We start from the raw sequence: 17670 nt of genomic DNA on the forward strand, positions 1-17670 counted from the left end.
CCCAAACCCCCAATAGAACTGGCACCCCGTTTCCCCCCGGGGCACCCCACAAGACTGTCTGGGAACAGGAGCGTCAGGTATCGCCTATGAGACGCAACTTGGGCGGTCAATTCTGATACTCGGGTGATGGTCACCTTGGGGCAGGCGCCCCCAGTGGTCGTTGCTGGGGTCGAATGCTGGGGTTGCAGAACCTTGAACTACATGGGTGGAATCTAGGCTGACTGAAGAGTCAGGAGTTGAACCGCGACTGGGTCCGTTCGAGGCCCTCGAAGATCAACGATTCCACGGCATCTGCAGCGTGGATCACCTGGAAATCGAGCTCCTTGCGCTCACTGCTCGAGTAGTTGGAGAGCACGAAGTCGGCCACGTCCTGACGGCCGGGTGGACGACCGATTCCGGCGCGTACCCGGTAGAAATCTCCGGATCCGAGTGACGAACGCATCGATCGCAGACCATTGTGACCGTTATCACCTCCGCCGAGCTTCACCCTGAGATTGCCGAAGGGGAGGTCCAACTCGTCGTGGATGGCGATGATCCGGTGCGGCTCGACCTTGTAGAACTTGGCCAGCGTGGAGACCGCGCCACCGGACTCGTTCATGTAGCCACGAGCGCGCATCAGGATCACCCGAGGAGCTGGTTGGCCCGGGGCGCCAAGCCGGCCCTCGACCACCTCGGCACGACCCGACTTGTGGGCCCTGAAGGGCGCTCCGAGGCGCTGCGCGAGCTCGTCGGTGACCAGGTATCCGACGTTGTGTCGGTGCCCGGAATAGGAAGGACCGGGATTCCCCAACCCGACCACCAACCACACGTCGCTTGCGCCCGTGCTGGAGGTGGTCATGGAAGGAGTATCCCGGTCGCGTCCTGCGTAGGGGTCACTCGGAGGCGGGCGCCTCGGACTCGGACTCGGCCTCGGGCTCGTCGCGCTCGATGCCGGCCTCGGCCTCGGCCTCGGCCAGCTCGGCCTCGACGTCCTCGGTGGTCTGGGCCTGCGTGACGTTGATGATGAGGAGCTCGGGGTCGGCCAGGAGGGTGGTGCCCTCGGGAAGCTTGAGGTCCTTCGCGTGGATCTGCACGCCGGCCTCGAGACCCTCGATGTCGATCTCGATCATCTCGGGGATGTGCGTGGCCTCGGCCTCGACCTCGATCGTGGTGTTCTCCGTGACGACCAGCGTCTCGGACGCCGCGTCGCCGACGAGTTGGATCCGCACGTCGACGGTGACCTTCTCGCCCTGACGGACCGCGACGAAGTCGATGTGCTCCAGCACCCGGCGGATCGGGTCGACCTGGACGGCCTTGGTCAGCGCGAGCTGGGGCTTGCCGTTGATCTCGAGCTCGAGCAGGGAGTTGGACCCGCCCCGCTTGAGCGCCATCATCGTGGAGTGGCCCGGCAGGGTCACGTGGATCGGGTCGTTGCCGTGTCCATAGATCACGGCGGGGATCTTGTTGTCGCGACGGATGCGGCGGGCCGCACCCTTGCCGAACTCGGTGCGGGTCTCGGCGGTGATCTTCTCGGCGGACATGCTTCTCCTCGTGCTCGTGGCTCAGAAAACGGTGGGCTGCGGGCGCGGGGAACAAAAAAGCCGCACGTCCGACAGGACGCGCGGCACCGGGAGCACCGTGCCCTGTCGATCACGGACTCCCCATCACTGGGGCTCCCTCGCCGAGGCAACCTGTGAATCCTAGCCGCCGCGACGCGGCACGGCCAATCCGGGACCGGCACCCGGACCCGCTCGTGGGAGGACCGCCTCGACGACCTGCTGTGAGCTCAGGCGTGACCGTCGAACATGCTCGTCACCGAGCCGTCCTCGAAGACCTCCTTGATGGCCCGGGAGATGAGGGGCGCGATCGAGAGGCAGGTGAGTTTGTCGAAGGTCCGGTCCTCGGGCACCGGGAGGGTGTCGGTCACGACGATCTCGATGGCTGGGCTGTTCTTGAGTCGGTCCACGGCCGGGTCGGACAGGATGGCGTGGGTCGCGGCGATGATGACTCCCGCGGCGCCGTCCGCCATCAGGGCCTCGGCAGCGTTGACGATCGTGCCGCCGGTGTCGATCATGTCGTCGACCAAGACGCACATGCGCCCGGTCACCTGACCCACCACCCGGTTGGCGACGGTCTCGTTGGGTCGGTCGGTGCGCCGGCTCTTGTGGATGAACGCCAGCGGCGCACCACCCAGCTTGGCCGACCAGCGCTCGGCCACCTTGATGCGACCTGCGTCGGGCGAGACGACGGCGAGCTTCTGGTCGCCGTACTTCTCGAGCACGTACTCGGCGAGGATCGGCAGGGCCATGAGGTGGTCGACGGGGCCGTCGAAGAAACCCTGGATCTGGTCGGCGTGCAGGTCGACCACGATCAGGCGGTCGGCACCCGCGGTCTTGAACAGGTCAGCCATCAGCCGAGCCGAGATCGGTTCGCGACCACGGTGCTTCTTGTCCTGCCGGGCGTAGCCGTAGAACGGCTGGACCACGGTGATCCGCTTGGCCGATGCCCGCTTGAGGGCGTCGACCATGATCAGGTGCTCCATGATCCACTCGTTGATCGGAGCCGTGTGGCTCTGGATCACGAAGGCATCGCAACCGCGCACCGACTCCTCAAAACGGATGTAGATCTCGGAGTTGGCGAACTCGTAGGCCACCTGGGGAACCAACTGCGTGCCGAGCTGTTCGGCGACGGCGACAGCGAGTTCGGGGTGCGCCCTGCCCGAGAAGACCATGAGGTTCTTCTCAGTGGTCCGCTTCATTCCACTCACGCCGACTGCTCCTGTCGCGGTTGGGTCGCCCGGTCCCCCTGATTCTGCCCTGCCCGGCTCAGTCCGCGACAACCGAGGGGGGATCGTCCTGCGATGCGAGCGCGTCGCGAGCTGCCTTCGCCTGCTGGGTGCCGGCCCGTCGCGACAGCGCCCAGCCCTCCAGGTTGCGCTGCGCCCCCCCCGACACCGCCAGGGCTCCGGGGGGTACGTCGCGCCGTACGACCGTGCCGGCACCGGTGCTGGCCCCGTCCCCGATGTGGACGGGAGCCACGAAGGTGTTGTCCGAGCCGGTGCGGGCGTGCCGGCCGACCACCGTGCGGTGCTTGGCGACCCCGTCGTAGTTCGCGAAGATCGTGCCGGCACCGATGTTCGTGCCCTCACCGATCTCCGCGTCGCCCACGTAGGACAGGTGCGGGACCTTGGCACCCTCGCCGATCTGGGCGTTCTTGGTCTCCACGAAGGTCCCGATCTTGCCCCGACTGCCCAGCTGGGTGCCCGGTCGCAGGTAGGCGAACGGACCGACCGTGGCGCCCTCGCCGATCACCGCGAGCTCGCCGTGCGTGCGCACGATCCGGGCACCGACCCCGATCTCGCAGTCCTTGAGGGTGGTGTCCGGTCCGATCACCGCGTCCTCGCCCACGACGGTGGCGCCGAGAAGCTGGGTGCCCGGCAGCAGGGTCACGTCCTCGGCGAGCACCACGTCGGCCTCGATCCAGGTGCTCGCCGGGTCCATGACGGTGACCCCGGCTCGCATCCACGCCGTCACGATGCGGTGGTTGAGCTCGCGCCCGAGGTCGGCGAGCTGGACCCGGTCGTTGGCGCCCTCGGTCTGCATGACGTCGTCGATGGCGAAGGCCCCGACCGCGAGCCCGGCGTCGCGCGCCAGTCGCACCGTGTCGGTGAGGTAGTACTCCCCGTTGGCGTTGTCGTTGCCGATCCGCGGGAGGGCATCGGCCAGGAACTCGGCGTCGAAGGCCAGGATCCCGGAGTTGATCTCGTTGATCTCGCGCTGTTCGTCGGAGGCGTCCTTCTCCTCGACGATCCCCTCGACGTCGCCGTCGGTGTCGCGCAGCACCCGGCCGTAGCCGAACGGGTTGACGACGTGACCGGACAGGATGCTGACGGCGCGCTGGGCGGCCTCGTGGTTGGCGGCGAAGGCCCGCAGGCTCTCACCCTTCAGCAGCGGGGTGTCGGCGTACGCCACGATCACCGTGCCCGCGGTGTGCCCGACCGCGTCCATCGCGATGCGCACCGCGTGACCGGTGCCGCGCTGCTCCTCCTGGACGGCGAGGATGGCGTCGGGGACCAGGTCCAGGATGTGCGGGCCGACCTGTTCGCGCTGGTTGCCCACGACGGCGACGATGCGGTGTGGCTCCATCTCCTGGACTGCGGCAAGCACGTGGCCGATCATGCTGCGCCCGGCCAACGGGTGCAGCACCTTCATCGTCTTCGACCTCATCCGGGTGCCGCCACCGGCGGCAAGGACGATCACTGTCACATCGCGCACAAGGGCTCCTCGGACTTCGCAGACGGGCGCGGACGTTCCTCGCTCCCCGGGTAGGAGTCGAACCTACGTCGCTAATCCTGATTCAAAGTCAGGCGGGCCCTGCCGACAGACCAACCGGGGATCGGTCGACACAGGCTACTTCCACCCGGGGACGTCATCGAAACTGGTGGTCGGGGCGACCACGGACGATGACGTCCTGCTCTAGGGTCGAAGCCATGGATCTGCCCGTCATGCCTCCGGTCCGTCCGATGCTCGCCAAGTCGGTCAAGGGGGTGCCGCGCACCGGTGGACTGTCGTTCGAGCCCAAGTGGGACGGGTTCCGCTGCCTGGTCTTCAAGGACGGCGACGAAGTGGAGCTGACCTCACGCAACACCAAGCCGCTGACCCGCTACTTCCCCGAGGTCGTGGCGGCGTGTCGCGAACAGCTGCCCGAACGCTGCGTCCTGGACGGCGAGATCTTCGTCGCGGTCGGCGCGAAACTGGAGTTCGAGGTGCTCCAGGAGCGCATTCATCCGGCCAAGTCGCGCGTCGACCTGCTGGCCGAGAGCACCCCGGCGTCGTACGTCGCCTTCGACCTGCTCGCACTGGGTGAGGACTCCTACCTCACCCGCGAGTTCTCCGAGCGACGCGCCGCCCTCGAGGAGGCCCTGGGCGGACTCACGGGTCCCTGCTACCTCACCCGGACCACCACCGACCCGGAGGTGGCCGAGGAGTGGTTCCAGCAGTTCGAGGGGGCCGGGCTGGACGGCGTGGTGGCCAAGCCACTGACGGCGCCGTACGAGGAGAACGCGCGCACCATGTTCAAGATCAAGCATGTCCGCACGGCCGACGTGGTGGTGGCCGGCTACCGGCTGCACAAGAACTCGACCGAGGAGCGACCGCTCCTGGGCTCGCTGCTGCTGGGCCTGTACGCCGACGGCAAGCTGCAGCACATCGGTGTGAGCGCCAGCTTCACCGAGGTACGCCGTGCCGAGCTGCTGGAGGAGCTCAAGCCCTTGGAGTGCGACATCGCCGAGCACCCTTGGGGCGAGTGGGCGCAGTGGGCCATCGCGAATCCGGACCGAGTGCCGGGGACCCAGTCGCGCTGGTCGGCGGGCAAGGACCTGTCGTTCACTCCGTTGCACCCCGAGCGGGTGCTGGAGGTCGGCTACGACCACATGGAGGGGCGCCGGTTTCGCCACACGGCGCAGTTCAAGCGCTGGCGCCCGGACCGGGACCCGGCGTCCTGTGGCTACGAGCAGCTGGAGGAGGTCGTGAGCTATGACCTGGCCCGCATCCTGGGCGCCACGTGATCGCCCACTGAACTAGGATCGGGACGTGACTGACTTCGAGACCTACGACGTGGTGCTGCTGGTCGAGCAGGCCCTCTCCCCCGCGGACGCCCGACAGGTGCGCTCCCTCCACGATTCGCTCGAGCAACCGGTGACCTACCACGTCCTGCTGCCCATCGAGGATGCCGCCGCCCGGGTCGAGTCGGCCATGGGCACCCTGGGTGCCGGCGAGTTGACCGTCTCCCCGGCACTGGCCCTGGACGAGGACGAGCTCGCCGCGGTGCGCGCCGACTGTGTCGACCGGTCGGCCCACGACCTGGCCGCGACCCTCGCCGCGCTGAGCGAGGCCGGGGCCACCGCTGAGGGCGTGGTGATCTCCGACCCGCCCGTGGACGCCTTGGCCGCCGCGGTCGTCGCCCACGATGCGCAGGAGGCGATCATCCTCACTCAGCCGCACGTGGTCGCGGAGTTCTTCCACGTGGACTGGACCTCGAAGGCGCGCCGCAAGATCGGCGTGCCGGTGCTGCACCTGCTCGAGCACGAGAACTTCGACGAGCAGTCCGGCGGCAGCGGCGAGGGCATCACCGGCCTGTAGGCCTCAGCCCTCGATGCGGTTGCCCTGGTCGTCCCAGTGCTCGGCCACCTTCTTCGAGGGCTGCACGCGCGGCGGCTCGCCGGGCATCTTGGGATGGTCGGGCGGGTAGGGCATCTCGCCAAGGCCCGACTCCTCGTAGAGGTCGAGCAGCGGCTGGATGGAGTTCGCGACGTCGTCGATCCTCGCCCAGGGGTCTCCGGCTGCGACGCGGGCGGGCACGGTGAACAGGTTGTAGTCGGCCGGATCGGTGACCCCTGCGAGCTCTTCCCAGGTCATCGGCGTCGACACCGGGGCGCCGGGCTTGGGGCGCAGTGAGTAGGCGGAGGCGATCGTCCGGTCGCGGCAGTTCTGGTTGAAGTCGACGAACATCCGCGCACCCCGCTCCTCCTTCCACCAGGCCGTGGTGACCCCGTCGTCACGCTGTTCGAGGGCGCGCCCGAACCCGATCGCCGCGTGCCGGACGTCGACGAAGTCCCACCGCGGCTCGATGCGCAGATAGATGTGGATGCCACGGTTGCCACTGGTCTTGGGGAAGCCGACGAGTCCCAGGTCGTCGAGCAGCTCCTTGGCGACGCCGGCCACCCGAACCGCATCGGCGAACGTGGTGCCTGGCTGGGGGTCGAGGTCGATGCGCAGCTCGTCGGGACGGTCGACGTCGTCGCGGCGCACCGGCCAGGGGTGGAAGGTCAGGGTGCCCATGTGGGCGCACCAGACCGGAACGGCGATCTCGGTCGGGCAGACCTCGTCGGCAGTGCGCCCCGAGGGGAAGGTGACCCGGGCGGACTCGAGGTAGTCCGGAGCGCCCATCGGCACCCGCTTCTGGTAGAACGCGTCGGCCTTCTCCCCCGGCTTCCCGGTGCTCAGCTTCAGGCCGGGGAGCACACCCTTGGGCCACCGCTCCAGCGCCGTCGGCCGGTCCCGGAGGGCACGCATGAGGCCGTCGTCGACCGAGGCGAAGTACTGCGCCACCATCAGCTTGGTGACTTCGGGCGTGGTGTCGGTGGCCTGGTAGATGACCCGGTCGGGGCTCGAGACCCGGACCAGGCGTCCCCCGGCGTCGACCTCGGCGGCCGCTGGCTTCGGCATGGCCCCAACTTAACCTGTGGCTCCGACTCCCCGACCTGGGCAGACTGGAGCGATGGATCCACGCCTGCGCGCCGCGGTCGACGAGAGCGTCTGCTGGTACGACGAGCTGTTCGCGCTGCACGGGGTCGGCTGCGGCATCGTCAACGGCCTCTGGACCGGGCACGGCACTCCCCCGCCCCTGCACTCGGCTGCGAAGACGGTCGAGCCCTCGGTGCCTGCCGGCGCCGCCCTGGCTGCGGTGGAGGCCCACGAGCACTGCAGCGTCGCCGACTCCTTCGGTGACCTCGATGCGGACGGTGCCATGAGTAGTGAGCTGGATCTGATGTTCGAGGCTCGTTGGCTCCACCACCCACCCCTGGATCGCACCCGCGCGCTGCCGACGGGATGGGCCCCGGTCACCACGGCCACCGCACTGGCGCAGTGGACGGCTCGACACGACACGACCGATGTGTTGCTGCCGGGCCTGCTCGAGCGCTCGGCGTTCGGTTTCCTTTGCCTGCAGCACGACGGGGAGGTCGTGGCAGGAGCGGTCACCCATCTCTGCGCCGGCGTCGTGTCCGTGTCGAACGTCTGGGGCGGGCCCCAGCTGGACTGGGCGGAGCTGCTGCGGGTGGTCGCGGACCGCTGGCCCGACCGGGCGATCGTGGGCTACGAACGCGGCTCCGAGCTCTCTCAGGCGCTGGAGGCAGGTTTCAGTGACGTCGGGCCACAGCTGGTGTGGATGCGCTGACGTCACCGATCCGTAGCATCTCCAGGGCCGCATCGCTTGCCTGCCCGATTACCGTTGCCCCCATGGCCTATGACGTCGAGAAGACCGATGCGGAGTGGCGTGAGACGCTCTCCCCCGATGAGTACGCCGTCCTGCGCAAGGCCGGCACCGAACGTGCCTTCACCGGCAAGTACACCGACACCGAGACGACCGGGGTCTACCGGTGCAAGGCCTGTCAGGCGAAGCTGTTCGAGTCGGGCACGAAGTTCCACTCGGGCTGTGGATGGCCAAGCTTCTACCAGCCCATCACCGACACGATCGAGTACATCGACGACAGCACGTTGGGCATGAAGCGCACCGAGGTCCGCTGCGCCAACTGCGGGTCCCACCTCGGCCACGTCTTCCCCGACGGCTACGGCACCCCCACGGGCGACCGCTACTGCATCAACTCGATCTCGCTGACCCTCGAGCCCGCCGACGAATCGTGAGCCACCCGCAGGTCCCGCCGCAGGCAGGCCACGGGCAGCGCGACTGACTGACAAACGGACGGCACACCGAGATACCGCTCAGGTCGTGGGCATCCCGGCAGCCCGCCAGGCGGCGTACCCGCCTGTCACCGCGCTCGCACCGACGTGACCGAGCCTGCGCAGCGCCTCGGCGGCCCGGGCGGCCAACTGTCCGTCGGCGCACAGCAGCAGCACCCGGCCGCTGATGCCGGCGAGTTCGGCAGGAGAGAGAACCACAGGCTCGAGATCGGGATGCACCTCACCCTGATCACGTCGCAGTCGGGCCGCCCGGAGGTCGACGAGCACGGCGTCCTCACCGAGCACGGCCTGGTAGGCGGCGCGGGCGCTGACCGTGCGCGACTCGACGATCGGACGCGGGGAGTCGAGGAAGAGTTGTTCGAAGGTGGTGGCACTCATGCGGATGGTCTCTCGGGCAGGCACCTGTGACGGGTGCGGTCTCGGCTGACGGGCTGGGGTCAGGCGAAACAACAACAGCGTGCGGCCGCGCCACAGGCGCGAACGTCGAGCACGCTGAAGGAGGACATGTCACCAGTGTGCAACACGAAGGCGGACTCCCGCCAGCAATCTCACCGATAGGCCACTCAGGGCAGGCGCGCGATGAGCTCCGCGGGCTCGGCTCGGGCGCCGGTGTAGAACGGCACCTCCTCGCGCACGTGCCGGCGGGTCTCGGATCCTCGCAGGTGACGCATCAGGTCGACGATCCGGTGGAGCTCGTCGGCCTCGAAGGCCAGGATCCACTCGTAGTCACCGAGCGAGAAGCTCGCGACGGTGTTGGCCCGCACGTCCGGGAATCCGCGTGCGAGCTGGCCGTGCTCGGCAAGCAGCCGGCGACGCTCGGCGTCCTCGAGCAGGTACCACTCGTAGGAGCGGACGAACGGGTACACCGAGACGTGCGCCCGCGCCTGCTCGTCGGCCAGGAAGGCCGGCAGGTGACTGCGGTTGAACTCGGCAGGGCGGTGCAGGGCCATCTGGCTCCACACCGGCACCAGACGCTGACCGAAAGCCGTCCGCCGGAAGCGGTTGTAGGCAGCCTGCAGCTCCTCGCTGGTCTCGGCGTGCCACCACACCATCACGTCGGCATCGGCCCGGATGCCCGAGACGTCGTAGACACCGCGGGTCACCACGTCCTCCCCGGCGAGCTCGGCGAGCAGCTTGTCGACCTCAGCTGCCTCGGCGCCACGGTCGGCGCCGTCGCCCAGCGGCACCGCGAGCCGGAACACCGACCACATCGTGTAGCGGACGGTCTCGTTGAGCTCGCGGATCCGGGCGGCGTTCGTCGTCTGGTCGCTGGTCTCGCTGGTCATGCTCCCCATTCTGCTCCTGTGATCTGGGCGACAGCGCGCCGGGCCGACGCGATCACTGCCGGAATCCCCACACCGTCGTACGGCGCCCCACACACCGCCAGGCCGGGGACCCGATCCACGTCCGCCCGGATCCGGGACACGCGGTCGAGATGGCCGACGGCGTACTGCGGGAGACCGCCGCCCCAGCGTTGGACATGGGCGTCGACAGGCCGGGCCGCCACACCGGTGGCCAGCTCCAGGTCACCCAGTGAGATCGCGACCAGCTCCTCGTCGGAGAGCTGGAGCGAGGCCTCCTCCCGATGACGTCCCAGCGAGGTGCGCAGCACCAACAGGTCGTCCTGGGCGCCAGCCTCCCGCACCCAGCCCCACTTGGCGAACGAGAAGGTGGCCGCCTTGATCCGGCGCCGTTCGATCGGGGGCACCAGGAAACCGGAGAACGTGGTCCGGGCCAGCGCACCCAGGGACTCCGCCCCGAACGCCATCGTCACCACCGCCATCGAGGCCGACTCGATCCGCGCGAGCTCACCGGAGGCGATCGGAGCCACGTCGGCCAGCAGCCGCGCGGCGGCGGGCGCCGGTGTGGCGAGCACGACCCGGTCCGCGGTGAGCTCCTCGGCGTCCCGGGTGGAGCCGAGCACCAGGGCGAAACCGTTCGACGTCCGGCGCAGCTCGCGCACGGTCGCGCCCGTGCGCACGCCGAAGGTGCCGGAGGCGACCAGCGCCTCAGGGAGCCGGCTCATCCCCCCCGGGATGCCCGCGAAGACGGGCCCGTCGTAGGTGGTGGGGATCCCGGCCGCCTGGGCGAGCACCGATCCGCGTCGGGCGTAGGTCACCAGCTGGGGTACGGCGGCGAGCGCCGAGATCTCGCGGGCGTGTCCCGCGTAGACCCCGCCGAGCAGCGGTTCGACCAGCTTGTCGGTCACCTCGGCCCCGAACCGCCGCGACACCAAGTCGCCGACCGACATGTCGCCCTCGAGGTCTTCGGCGGGCAGATCGAGCTCACGGGCGGCCGCGGCCAGACCGTGCTCGGAGAGCACCGCCGAGCGAGCCAGGTCCTCCAGGTCCAACGGCACCCCCATCAGGGAGCGGGGCAGCGGCCGCAGGGCGTCTGCGACCCAGATCCGTGACGAAGCGTGGGTGGGGTGCACGACCGGGAGGCCGAGAGCCGTGGCCAGGTCGACGCCCTCGGGCTTCCGGTTCAGCATCGCCTCGGCACCGACGTCCACCCTGAGCCCGGCGACGTCATGGCCCAGCAGCTTGCCCCCCACCTGAGGCGAGCCCTCCAGCACCACCACCTCGCCGGCACCCTCCGCGGCGAGCTGCCAGGCCGCGGCGAGACCCGCGATACCGCCACCGATGACGACCGTGCGCACGTGGGTCACCGCGCGACCAGGGCGACGAGGTTGTCCAGCGTCCGCTCCATCATGGCGGCCGGCACGATCGGGAACGTCATCCGGTCCCGCAGCTTGGGGTTGAGCCGGCTCCAGTCGCAGTACGACGTCACCCGGGTGAGGTCATCGCCCCGGCGCTCGAGGGCGTAGCCGTACACGTGACCCAGGGGCTTGTGGTGGTCCATGGAGGCGACATCCCACTCGAGCAGCTCGTCGGGGACGTACTGCGTCACCGTGTTGCGCACGGCGTAGCGCCCCCAGGGCAGGTCGCCGAGCGGCTCACGGTCCATGTCGACGACGAACGTGTCGCCCACCGCCGTGAGTCGGTCCGCGCCGGTGGCCACGAGCATCCCGGAACCGTCGAGCTGCACATGCCCCTGGGGGTCGCAGAGAAGGGCGAAGATCCGCGGCGCGGGCGCCGCCACGTCGCGAGTGACGGACAGCCGTTGGGAGTCGGGGAGCATGGGTTGCAGACTAGCCAGCGAGCACGGACGGCAACGATCTGGTCACGGTGTGCCACGGCAGGGAACCGGGCGACCACCCGTCGCCGTCGGACCCGCATGACGATCTCCTGGACCACCTCATCTGCGCGGCGGCTGGCCGCGACCACGTTGTTGTTGTCACTCGGGCTGGCGCTCACCGCCTGTTCGTCGGGCTCGGACGACTCCTCGGCCGACTCCGGGGGGGTCAGCGCGCTGTCCGAGCCCGCCGCCGACGCTCCGGTCGACGGCGACGCGTTCTCAGCCCGCAACGCCGCCGACAAGGCCAGTCCGGAAGCGACCCAGTCGATCATCTCGACCAGCAGCATCGCCCTGCGCGGAGACGACGTGCAGGCGATCCGCGACGACGTGGCCGACATCGTGGCCGCGCACAGCGGGACCATCGCCGACGAACGCTCGGTCAGCAGCAAGGGGTCGCTGAAGACGTCGCGGCTGGTGCTGCGGGTGCCGGGCTCGGACTTCGAGGCCGCACTGGAGGAGCTCAAGAAGGTCGCGGAGGTGGAGACGTCCACCAAGAAGGCCGAGGACGTGACCACCCAGGTCATCGACACCCGGGTGCGCGTGGCCGCCCAGGTGCGCAGCATCAAGCGGATCACCGAGTTGCTCGACCGGGCCCAGAGCATCCGCGACATCATGGCGATCGAGGCTCAGCTGACCCGCCGCCAGGCCACCTTGGACTCGCTCCAGGCGCAGCAGGCATGGCTGGCCGACCAGACCTCATTGGCGACAATCTCGGTGGAGATCAACCGCACCGACGTACCGGTCGCACACAAGGAGAAGGACAGGGGCTTCCTCACAGGCCTCTCGGCGGGCTGGTCCGGCCTGAAGACCTTCGTCGTCGGCGCTCTCACCGTGCTGGGGGCGGTGCTCCCCTTCGCCGTCGTCCTGGGCTTCTTCGCAGTGCCTGCCTGGTTCGTGCTGCGACGCTTCGCCCGCCGCCCCGCGCGTTGAGTCGTGCGGTGTGGTCTAGCCAGACGACCCAATAACCCAGGTTCGCCGCCCACGGCGGCGAGAACATGGGAACAATGACCTCGGGGATGCTGGCAGGCCGGGGGGTTTGCCAGTCTTAGAGGGGGTTTTTCTGATGACTGTCAACCGACGAACACTGGGCGTGCTCATCGATGCCGAGAAGGTGGGCGCCGAGTACGCCTCGCCGGCTCTGGCCGCACTCAGTGGCTACGGCGAGATCACGATGAAGCGCGCGTACGCCGACTGGGGCTCGCCGGACTCGCAGGCGTGGGCCCGCGAACTGGCGCGCCACGCCATCGCGCCCATGCAGCAGAACGAGGTGTCGGCCGGCCGGCACTCGAACCCGACCGCGCTGGTCATCCACGCACTGGACCTTCAGCACGCCGACGTGGTGAACACCTTCGCCATCGTGTGCGAGGACGACTCCTACCTGCCCGTGGCACAGCGCCTGCGCGCGAACGGGGCCCACGTCATCGGAGTCGGCGGCGCCGGCGTGACGGCGGCCTTCGCCGACGCCTGCGACAGCTACCTCGACCTCGAGGGACTCCACAACGTGGTGAGCGCTGACCGCGTGGCCCGAGCCGCAGCCATGCGGTTGCAGACCGCCTGAGCACGCAACCCCGCGGGCACTCCGACTCAGAGCGGGTAGGCCCGCACGAACTCGGTCAGCCGCTTGAGCTGATCGGGGTCCGTCGACGGGATCACCCCGTGGCCCAAGTTGAAGATGTGCCCTCTGGCAGCGCGGCCGGCCTCGATGATCGCAGCAGCACGCGCGGTCATCACGTCTGCCGGGGCGAAGACCAAGGTCGGGTCCAGGTTGCCCTGCACCGCGCGCGGGCCGACCAACCCGATCGCATCAGCCAGTGGGGTGCGCCAGTCGACACCGACGACGTCGGCACCCGCCTCCCCCATCAGGGTCAGCAGGTTCGAGGTGCCCACGCCGAAGTGGATCCGGGGGACGCCGAGCGCCCCCGCCCGGGTCAGCACGGACGCGGAGTAGGGCATCACGTGAGCGGCGTAGTCCTCCGGGGTCAGCGCCCCCGCCCACGAGTCGAACAGCTGGATCGCTGACGCGCCGGCAGCCACCTGGACCTCGAGGTACGCCGCCGAGATGCCCGCGATCTTGCGCATCAGGGCCGCCCAGACGTCCGGGGCGCCGAACATCATGGCCTTGGTCTTCGCGTGCTCCTTCGAGGGCCCGCCCTCCACGAGGTAGGAGGCCACCGTGAACGGGGCGCCCGCGAAGCCGATCAGCGGCGTGCTGCCGAGCTCGGCCACCAACCGTCTGATCGCCGTCGTGATGAAGGGGACGTGCGAGGCATCGAGATCCGGGATGGCGGCGACATCGGCAAGGGTGCGCACCGGTGTGGCCACCACCGGGCCGACGCCCGGCTTGATGTCCAGGTCGACACCGACCGCCTTCAGCGGCAGGACGATGTCGGAGAAGAAGATGGCGGCGTCGACGCCGTAGCGGCGTACCGGCTGCAGGGTGATCTCGGTGACCAGGTCAGGGTCCATGCAGGACTCGAGCATCCCGACCCCCGAGCGCAGCGCGAGGTACTCCGGCAGCGAACGACCGGCCTGCCGCATGAACCACACCGGGGTGTGCGACGGCGTCTCGCCCCGCGCTGCTCGCAGGAACGCCGAGTCGGCCAGGTCGGCGGGAGCAGTCACGGGTGAATCTTCGCAGGTCAGGCGGCGTGGCGGTACATCGGCCCCAGGGGGGCGGGCCTACTGTGGAGGCCATGGTGGCCCGTGAGGAGACGCACCCCTCGACGGGTGCGGGCACGCAGCCCCCCGAGTTTCGGGCGGCCGTGGAGAGCATGCAGGGGGCTCGACTGCGTCCCGAGATCTTCTGCGAGGAGATGCCGGCGCCACAGCGCATCGCTCCCTATTCCTCCGCCCTGTCGGCCGACGTCACCGTCGACGACGACGAGGTCGGCACCGGACGCATCATCCTGCTGCACGACCCGGCCGGGAACGACGCCTGGGAGGGGACCTTCCGGTGTGTGGCCTACGTGCGCGCCGAGATCGATCCCGACATGATCACCGACCCTCTGCTGGGCGCGGTCGGCTGGTCCTGGCTCACCGAGGCCCTCGACGCCCATCACGCCGAGTACCTCGCCCCCTCGGGCACCGTCACCCGGGTCGCGACGGAGTCCTACGGCAGCATGGCCGACGAGGAGGGCACCGCCCAGCTGGAGATCAGGGCATCCTGGACCCCGAGCGACGTACCCAACCTGTCTGCCCACGTCGAGGCCTGGGGTGAGCTGCTGTGTACGGCGGCGGGCCTGCCCCCGGTCCCCGAAGGCGTCACCGTGATGCCGAGTCGACGTGGACAGCGCGGCCCCAGCCGGTGACCCCACGGTGACCAGCGATGCCCTCTCCCCCGCCCCCGATGACGCCGAGGCGACCGAAGCGACCGAGGAATCCCAGGCCCCTGCGAAGCCGCCGGCTCCGCTCCTGACGTTGCGTGACGGTCTGACGCCGGTGGTGGACACCGAGGAGGCCTTCGCTCGGGTGTGTGCGGACTTCGCGGCAGGCACCGGTCCGGTGGCCATCGACGCCGAACGGGCGTCGGGCTATCGCTACTCCGCGCGCGCCTACCTGATCCAGCTGCGCCGTGAGGGCTCGGGCACCGCACTGGTCGACCCGATCGCCTTCGAGTCGATGGCGCCCCTGCAGGCCGCCCTCGGGGACACCGAGTGGATCCTGCACGCGGCCACCCAGGACCTGGCCTGCCTGGCCGAGGTCGGCCTGCACCCCACCCGGCTCTTCGACACCGAGTTGGCCGGGAGACTGCTGGGCTATCCCCGCGTCGGGCTGGCCACGCTGGTCGAGACCATCCTCGGCAGCTCGATGCGCAAGGAGCACTCCGCCGTCGACTGGTCGACCCGGCCGTTGCCGCAGCCCTGGCTCGAGTACGCCGCGCTGGACGTCGAGGTCCTGGTGGAGCTCAAGGACGTCATCGAACAGGAGCTCATCGACACCGGCAAGGATGCGTGGGCCCGCCAGGAGTTCGCGCACCTGCTCAACCATCAGGCACCCGTTCGCTTCGAGCCGTGGCGGCGGACCTCGGGACTCCACAAGGTGCGCGGGCGCCGCGCACTGGGAGCCGTCCGTGAGCTCTGGGAGACTCGCGACCGCATCGCTCGCGAACGTGACGTCACCCCGGGCCGGATCCTGCCGGACTCGGCCATCATCGAGGCCGCGGTGGCCGCACCGCTGGACCGCAGCACCCTGCTCAAGACCAAGGGGTTCCACGGACGCGGTGCCGAGCGCTACTCGCGCCAGTGGGTCGCCGCGCTGGACACTGCTCGCGAGCTGCCCGAGGACGATCTGCCGACGCGTTCGCCACGTCTCGACGGACCGCCGGTGCCTCGCGCCTGGGCCGAGAAGGACCCGGTCGCGGCCCGACGCCTCACCATCGCCCGCGAGCTGATGACGGCGCTGGCCGCCGAGCACCGGCTGCCGGTCGAGAACATCGTCACTCCCGACTACCTGCGTCGGGTGCTGTGGACCCCACCGGCCGCTCGTGACCGCGACCAATTGGCGCTCGACGTGCCGGAGGCGCTGGCAGCGCTCGGCGCGCGTCCCTGGCAGATCGAGCTGGCCTCACCGGTCCTGGTCGACGCGATCATCCGCGGCGACGAGGAGCCCGAGGTGCCCCAGGGACCCGTCGAGCCCTAGTCACTCCGAGGGGCTGGCGGACTCCGAGGGCTCCGGCGGGCTCAGCACCGCCTGCGAGTCGGTGTCGATCTGCTCGGTGACCAGCGGGAGGTTGAGCACCCCCATGGAGAAGAGCCGTCTGATGTCGGCGGCGACGGCGCTCTCGAGCTCGGGGTAGACGCTCAGCATCGGCGGCACGACGATGGTGCGGATCGCTTCGTTGAACACCGTCGCGGTGGCGGGCTGCCGGCCAGGCTGCAGGAACGAGTCGCTGGCGGCCACCTCCAGGTTGGCCGGCACCAGGTAGCCGGCGTCCGCGACGCGGGAGACGGCCCCGGCACTGGCCAGGTAGTACATGAAGTCCGCGGCCTCCTCAGGCGCGGCGGCGTCCTTGGCCAGGCACAGTCCGGTGATGTCGCCGACCGTCTGCTCCTTGCCGAGACTCGGCATCGCCATCACGTCGAACGTCAGGCCGGTGGCACGCAGCTCCGGGGTCAGGTTGCGGTAGCCGGCGATCATCCCCAGCTTGCCGTCCTTGAACCAGTCGAGCGCGCTCTGGCGGGCCAGCTGCTGGTCGGTGAGCGTGACCGACGGCGAACTGCGCAGCAGCTCCAGCGTGGTCGCCAGCGCGGACTGGCTGTCGCTGTCGGAGAAGTTCAGCGAGGTCGGGGTGGTGGCGTCGTCGAAGACCTCGCCGCCCCCGGAGTAGATGAACGGCGCCAGGGCCTCGATGCTCGCGTCGATGGCGACCCCGGCGCTGCGGGTGGCGGGCCGGGCTGCGAAGCGGGCAGCCTCGGCGAACTGCTCGAAGCTCCACCTCCCGGGAGTGCTGGGGACGTCGAGCCCACGCCTTGCCATCCGGGTGAAGTCGATGAGGTCGGTGTTGATGTACATGACCATCGGCGAGTAGCCGTAGGGCATGCACTGGAGGTCGTTGTCGTTGGCGAACGCGCGCACGGCATCGATCGGGTAGCCGTCGCCCAAGTCGATGTCCCGGTCGGGCTCGTCGAGCAGCTCCCCCACGGGCTGGGACAGGTCGTCGGCGATCACCTGGGCCAGATCGAGGCGGTTGAGCAGGAACACGTCGGGCACGTCGGGATCGGACTCGAGCTTCGCCGCCTGCTGGCCCCGGTCCTCGGCGGTGGTCATCGTGACCTTCTCGTCGGGGTGGTCGAGGTTCCAGGCCTCGACCAGCGCCTGGTACGCCGCGAGCTCGGCCGGCGGGCCGAAGGTGGAGAAGGACAGGCTCACCGGTCCGGTGGTCGGTGGGCTCTCGACCGGGGGCTCGGAGTCTGCGGTGCAACCGGCGAGCAGCAGGGCGGCCAGCACGGGCACGACACCCAGAGCAGTTGCCCGTCGAGACCTCACGTCATGACTCCTTCGTCGTCGCCCTCCC

The 17670-nt window shown here is 69.6% G+C and carries 19 protein-coding genes and 1 tRNA gene; 8 read left to right on the top strand and 12 right to left on the bottom strand.

From position 1 onward, the window contains the following. Window positions 1–229: 229 nt before the first annotated feature. The 5 genes from pth to AB7I40_RS02600 form a co-directional block, all read right to left on the bottom strand. Window positions 230–838 carry an aminoacyl-tRNA hydrolase gene (gene pth, locus AB7I40_RS02580; protein WP_428343478.1) on the bottom strand — a complete coding sequence of 203 codons (609 nt, stop codon included), beginning with the start codon at window positions 836–838 and terminating at the stop codon, window positions 230–232. A 34-nt stretch (window positions 839–872) separates the two neighbouring features. Continuing rightward, a complete protein-coding gene (locus AB7I40_RS02585; RefSeq protein ID WP_428343479.1) occupies window positions 873–1520 on the bottom strand; it encodes a 50S ribosomal protein L25/general stress protein Ctc in 648 nt (215 codons plus the stop codon). Window positions 1521–1765: 245 nt separating this feature from the next. Continuing rightward, complete coding sequence (locus tag AB7I40_RS02590; RefSeq protein ID WP_428343480.1) at window positions 1766–2746, bottom strand: ribose-phosphate diphosphokinase; 981 nt, start codon at window positions 2744–2746, stop codon at window positions 1766–1768. Between the two features lie 58 nt (window positions 2747–2804). After that, window positions 2805–4253, bottom strand: a complete 1449-nt coding sequence (gene glmU, locus AB7I40_RS02595; protein WP_428343481.1) for a bifunctional UDP-N-acetylglucosamine diphosphorylase/glucosamine-1-phosphate N-acetyltransferase GlmU — start codon at window positions 4251–4253, stop codon at window positions 2805–2807. Between the two features lie 42 nt (window positions 4254–4295). Beyond that, window positions 4296–4374: transfer RNA gene (locus AB7I40_RS02600), tRNA-Gln, on the bottom strand. Window positions 4375–4468: 94 nt separating this feature from the next. Between AB7I40_RS02600 and AB7I40_RS02605 the strand changes: the two genes are divergently transcribed. Then, the gene (locus AB7I40_RS02605; RefSeq protein ID WP_428343482.1) at window positions 4469–5545 is read left to right on the top strand and encodes an ATP-dependent DNA ligase; all 1077 of its coding nucleotides are present in this window, start codon (window positions 4469–4471) and stop codon (window positions 5543–5545) included. A 25-nt stretch (window positions 5546–5570) separates the two neighbouring features. After that, window positions 5571–6119 (top strand): hypothetical protein, encoded by a 549-nt coding sequence (locus AB7I40_RS02610; RefSeq protein ID WP_428343483.1) that lies wholly within the window; start codon window positions 5571–5573, stop codon window positions 6117–6119. 3 nt (window positions 6120–6122) lie between these two features. Here the strand turns inward: AB7I40_RS02610 and AB7I40_RS02615 are convergent, their stop codons facing one another. After that, entirely contained in the window at window positions 6123–7205 is a 1083-nt protein-coding gene (locus AB7I40_RS02615; protein ID WP_428343484.1) for a DNA polymerase domain-containing protein, read from the bottom strand. Between the two features lie 52 nt (window positions 7206–7257). On the opposite strand from AB7I40_RS02615, the gene AB7I40_RS02620 reads away from it, so the two are divergent. Both AB7I40_RS02620 and msrB read left to right on the top strand, forming a co-directional pair. Then, on the top strand, window positions 7258–7935 hold the full coding sequence (locus tag AB7I40_RS02620) for a hypothetical protein (RefSeq protein ID WP_428343485.1): 678 nt from the start codon (window positions 7258–7260) through the stop codon (window positions 7933–7935). Window positions 7936–7997: 62 nt separating this feature from the next. After that, a complete protein-coding gene (gene msrB / locus AB7I40_RS02625) occupies window positions 7998–8402 on the top strand; it encodes a peptide-methionine (R)-S-oxide reductase MsrB (RefSeq protein WP_428343486.1) in 405 nt (134 codons plus the stop codon). Window positions 8403–8480: 78 nt separating this feature from the next. Here the strand turns inward: msrB and AB7I40_RS02630 are convergent, their stop codons facing one another. The 4 genes from AB7I40_RS02630 to AB7I40_RS02645 form a co-directional block, all read right to left on the bottom strand. Continuing rightward, a complete protein-coding gene (locus tag AB7I40_RS02630; protein WP_428343487.1) occupies window positions 8481–8837 on the bottom strand; it encodes a rhodanese-like domain-containing protein in 357 nt (118 codons plus the stop codon). A gap of 185 nt (window positions 8838–9022) precedes the next feature. Beyond that, window positions 9023–9754 (bottom strand): hydrogen peroxide-dependent heme synthase, encoded by a 732-nt coding sequence (gene hemQ / locus AB7I40_RS02635; protein ID WP_428343488.1) that lies wholly within the window; start codon window positions 9752–9754, stop codon window positions 9023–9025. Next, window positions 9742–11127, bottom strand: a complete 1386-nt coding sequence (hemG, locus tag AB7I40_RS02640; RefSeq protein ID WP_428347912.1) for a protoporphyrinogen oxidase — start codon at window positions 11125–11127, stop codon at window positions 9742–9744. Before hemG ends, hemQ begins: the two co-directional genes overlap by 13 nt. Then, entirely contained in the window at window positions 11124–11600 is a 477-nt protein-coding gene (locus tag AB7I40_RS02645; protein WP_428343490.1) for a polyketide cyclase, read from the bottom strand. Before AB7I40_RS02645 ends, hemG begins: the two co-directional genes overlap by 4 nt. Before the next feature lie 96 nt (window positions 11601–11696). Here AB7I40_RS02645 and AB7I40_RS02650 point away from each other — a divergent pair, with 96 nt between their 5' ends. Together AB7I40_RS02650 and AB7I40_RS02655 are read left to right on the top strand one after the other, a co-directional pair. Then, entirely contained in the window at window positions 11697–12587 is an 891-nt protein-coding gene (locus AB7I40_RS02650; RefSeq protein ID WP_428343491.1) for a DUF4349 domain-containing protein, read from the top strand. Window positions 12588–12720: 133 nt separating this feature from the next. Then, the gene (locus AB7I40_RS02655; protein WP_428343492.1) at window positions 12721–13215 is read left to right on the top strand and encodes an NYN domain-containing protein; all 495 of its coding nucleotides are present in this window, start codon (window positions 12721–12723) and stop codon (window positions 13213–13215) included. A gap of 26 nt (window positions 13216–13241) precedes the next feature. Here AB7I40_RS02655 and hemE read toward each other — a convergent pair whose 3' ends face one another. Next, entirely contained in the window at window positions 13242–14279 is a 1038-nt protein-coding gene (hemE, locus tag AB7I40_RS02660; RefSeq protein WP_428343493.1) for a uroporphyrinogen decarboxylase, read from the bottom strand. Window positions 14280–14350: 71 nt separating this feature from the next. On the opposite strand from hemE, the gene AB7I40_RS02665 reads away from it, so the two are divergent. Beyond that, window positions 14351–14965, top strand: coding sequence for a DUF3000 domain-containing protein (locus AB7I40_RS02665; RefSeq protein WP_428343494.1), 615 nt, complete (start codon window positions 14351–14353; stop codon window positions 14963–14965). Continuing rightward, window positions 14940–16295: a ribonuclease D gene (locus tag AB7I40_RS02670; protein ID WP_428343495.1), complete on the top strand. Its 1356-nt coding sequence runs from the start codon at window positions 14940–14942 to the stop codon at window positions 16293–16295. Before AB7I40_RS02665 ends, AB7I40_RS02670 begins: the two co-directional genes overlap by 26 nt. Here AB7I40_RS02670 and AB7I40_RS02675 read toward each other — a convergent pair whose 3' ends face one another. Further along, the gene (locus tag AB7I40_RS02675) at window positions 16296–17642 is read right to left on the bottom strand and encodes an ABC transporter substrate-binding protein (RefSeq protein WP_428343496.1); all 1347 of its coding nucleotides are present in this window, start codon (window positions 17640–17642) and stop codon (window positions 16296–16298) included. Window positions 17643–17670 lie beyond the last annotated feature (28 nt).

The sequence above is a fragment of the Nocardioides sp. genome (assembly GCF_050246775.1).
Taxonomy (GTDB): Bacteria; Actinomycetota; Actinomycetes; order Propionibacteriales; family Nocardioidaceae; genus Nocardioides.